General features: G+C 72.2%; 4 protein-coding genes. 1 reads left to right on the forward strand and 3 read right to left on the reverse strand.

What is annotated here, in order from left to right; all coding sequences use genetic code 11:
- On the forward strand, positions 1–538 hold a 538-nt coding region (locus AC2VNT_RS04440), incomplete at its 5' end, for an acyltransferase family protein (protein ID WP_486945699.1).
- Between the two features lie 6 nt (positions 539–544).
- Here the strand turns inward: AC2VNT_RS04440 and AC2VNT_RS04445 are convergent.
- From AC2VNT_RS04445 to AC2VNT_RS04455, 3 genes are all read right to left on the reverse strand, one after another.
- Entirely contained in the window at positions 545–1,141 is a 597-nt protein-coding gene (locus AC2VNT_RS04445; protein ID WP_486945700.1) for a TetR/AcrR family transcriptional regulator, read from the reverse strand.
- Complete coding sequence (locus AC2VNT_RS04450) at positions 1,141–2,361, reverse strand: cytochrome P450 (RefSeq protein WP_486945701.1); 1,221 nt, start codon at positions 2,359–2,361, stop codon at positions 1,141–1,143. Before AC2VNT_RS04450 ends, AC2VNT_RS04445 begins: the two co-directional genes overlap by 1 nt.
- 39 nt (positions 2,362–2,400) lie before the next feature.
- Positions 2,401–3,158, reverse strand: a 758-nt coding sequence (locus tag AC2VNT_RS04455; protein WP_486945702.1) for an FAD-binding oxidoreductase, incomplete at its 5' end; no start/stop codon positions are given.

Below are 3,158 nucleotides of genomic sequence, written 5' to 3' on the forward strand. Positions count from 1 at the left end.
GGCCTGGCTGATCCTGGCGCATCTGCCCGGCGTGCTGCCCGGCGGCGCCCGGATCTGGCCGCCGGCGTACCTGGCCTGGTTCGTCGCCGGGATGGTGCTGACCGTGCTGCAGGCGATGGGGGTGCGCTGCTACGGCTTCGTGGCGGTCCCGCTGGCGGTGGTCAGCTATCTGATTGTCGCCACCCCGATCGCCGGCGAGCCCACCACCTCGCCCACCGGCCTGGCCGAGTCGATGACCAAATCGGTGTTCTACGCCGCCATCTCGGCGCTGCTGGTGGCGCCGCTGGCGCTCGGCGACCGGGGGTGGTACGCGCGGCTGCTGGCCAGCCGGCCGATGGTGTGGCTGGGGGAGATCTCCTACGAGCTGTTCCTGATCCACCTGGTGCTGATGGAGGTGGTGATGGTCGAGGTGCTGCACCGCCCGGTCTACACCGGTTCGGCGCTGGCCCTGTTCGTCGTCACAATGGCGGTGACGATTCCGCTGGCCTGGCTGCTGCACCGGTGCACCGACGTCGCCGGCTACCGGCGCCGGCGCTGACCGGCATCACTCCCGATGCGGGGCCGGTCTCCGCCGGGCCGGCGCCACCACCGGGGTGACGAACTCCTCCAGCAGCGCCCGCTCCTCGGCGGCGTCGCGGCCGGGGAAGATCAGCAGCGAGGTCATCACCCGCACCAGCCAGCGGGCCCGGCGCTGCAGCGCCTCGGCGTCGGCGGGTCCCAGGGTGGCCAGGAACCGGGCGACCATCGCGGTGATCACCTCGGACCGGTCGGCCATCGCCGCGCCGATCGGCGGGCCGGTCTCGGCGAACCAGGAGAGCAGCGCCGGGTTGCCCCGCACCGACGCGATCGCCTCGGTGATCCCGGCCAGCAGTCGCTGGTGCGGATCGTCGATCCCGGCCATCCGCGCGGCCAGGTCGCCGCCGATCTCGTTGGCCCAGCGGTGCACGTACGCGGTGTGCAGGGCGTCCCGGTTCTCGAAGTACCGGTACAGCGTCGCCCGGGAACAGCCTGCCGCGCGGGAGATGTCGTTCATGCCGACCGTTGCCGGCCCGTGTTCGGCGAAGAGCCGGGCGGCCGCGTCCAGGATCCGGTCGGCGGCCAGTTCGGTGCGCCCGCCGGCGAGCCAGTCGGTGCCGGCCATCAGCCGGCCGTGAACGGCATGGTCAGCGGCCAGCGCACGTAACTGCCACCGGTCCAGGTGATCCCGGATTCGTCGATGCGGTACTCCGGGCAGCGGGTCAGCAGCTCCTCCAGTGCAACCCGGGATTCCATCCGGGCGGCCTGGTTGCCGATGCAGTGGTGCGCGCCGTAGCCGAAGGTGAGGATCTGGTGCGGCTTGCGCGACACGTCGAGTTGTTCGGCGTCCGGACCGAACTGGCGCTCGTCGCGGTTCGCCGATCCGTAGAGCAGCAACACCTTGCGGCCCTCCGGGATTCGAGTGTCGCCGATCGTCACGTCCCGGGTGACCGTGCGGCACAGCCCCTGAACCGGCGAGGTCAGCCGCAGCAGCTCCTCGACGGCGTCGCGGATCAGCTCCGGTCTGTCGGCCAGCGTCCGGCGTTGGTCCGGGTGCCGCTGCAGCAGCTGCGCCGAGCCGCCGAGCATTCCGGTGGTGGTGTCGTTGCCGCCGGTGACCATGGCGAACGCGAACGCCAGGATCGACAGCAGGCCCGCGGTGTCGCCGTCGACGCCGACGCCGGCCGACACCAGGTGCGAGATGGTGTCCTCGCCCGGGTCGGTGCGGCGCCGCTCGATCAGCCCGGTGAAGTAGGTCATCATCTCGGCGATCGCCTCGCCCGCGCCGGCGACGCCGCCCGGGCTGGTGTTGGCGGCGACGATCGCCTCGCTCCAGCCGTCGAACCGCTGCCGGGCGTCCGCGGGCACCCCGAGGAAGTGCGCGACGACCAGCGACGGCAGCGGCTTGAACAGCTCGGCGATGATGTCGCCGGAGCCGTCGCCGGCGCGCAGCCGCTCGATCCGCTCGACGCAGTGCTCGCGCACCTCCGCCTCCAGCGCCGCGACGTGCGCCGGGGTGAACGCCCGGGCGACCAGCTTGCGGAACTGGGTGTGCCGCGGCGGGTCCTGCATCACCAGCGGCGGGTTGTCGGCGAGGCCGATCATCTCCAGCTCCCCGTAGGTTACGGTCAGCCCCTGCGCCGATGAGTATGTCTCGTGGTCGGCGGCGGCGGCCCAGACGTCGGCGTGCCGGGAGAGCACGTAGTAGTCGTCATCCGGCCGGTCCGCGGGGACCACGTGGTGCACCGGGTCGTGGTCGCGCAGCGCCCGGTACAGCGGCCAGGGGTCGGCCCAGGTCTCGGCGGTGAACGGCACGAACCTCGGCTGAGACATCATTGTTGACATGTCTCATGAATACGACATCGCAACGCGCATGTCAACAGCTCAGATCGCCGCGCCCGGGTTGAGGATGCCCAGCGGGTCCAGCGCCTGCTTCACCCGCCGGTTCAGCGCCAGCGCGTCCGGGCCGATCTGCCCCTCCAGCCACGGTTGCTTGAGCCGGCCGACGCCGTGCTCGCCGGTGATGGTGCCGCCCAGCCCGACGGCCAGGTCCATGATCTCGCCGTAGGCGGCCTGCGCGCGCCGGGTCTCGTCCGGGTCGGTCGGGTCGTGCACGATCAGCGGGTGGGTGTTGCCGTCGCCGGCGTGCGCGATCACCGAGATCATCAGGTCGTGCTCGGTGCCGATCCGCTCGATCCCGGTGATCAGTTCGGCCAGCGCCGGCACCGGCACCCCGACGTCCTCCAGCAGCAGCGGCCCCTTGGCCTCCACCGCCGGGATGCAGAACCGTCGCGCGGCGACGAACGCCTCGGCCTCGTCCGGGTCGTCGGTGGTGAACACCTCCTTGGCGCCGTGCCCACCGAAGACCTCGGCCATCACCTGCGCGTCGTCGGCGCGGGCCGGGCCGCGGTCGTCGGCGCCGCCGAGCAGCATCGCGGCCGCCTCCCGGTCCAGGCCCATCCGCAGACGGTCCTCGACGGCGTTGATCGCCGCGGCGTCCATGAACTCCAGCATCGCAGGGCGGACCCGCGCGGTCACCCCGAGCACCGCCTCGGCGGCGGCGGCCACCGAATCGAAGGTCGCCACCACCACACTGGACGGGCTCTGCGCCGGCAGCAGCCGCAGCGTCACCTCGGTGATCA

The sequence above is a fragment of the Mycobacterium sp. TH-M15 genome (assembly GCF_057473705.1).

Excerpts from the sequence above, each read along its gene's own strand:
- AC2VNT_RS04445 (WP_486945700.1), bottom strand. The coding sequence starts at position 1,141 with ATGGCCGGCACCGACTGGCTCGCCGGCGGGCGCACCGAACTGGCCGCC.
- AC2VNT_RS04450 (WP_486945701.1), bottom strand. The coding sequence starts at position 2,361 with ATGTCAACAATGATGTCTCAGCCGAGGTTCGTGCCGTTCACCGCCGAG.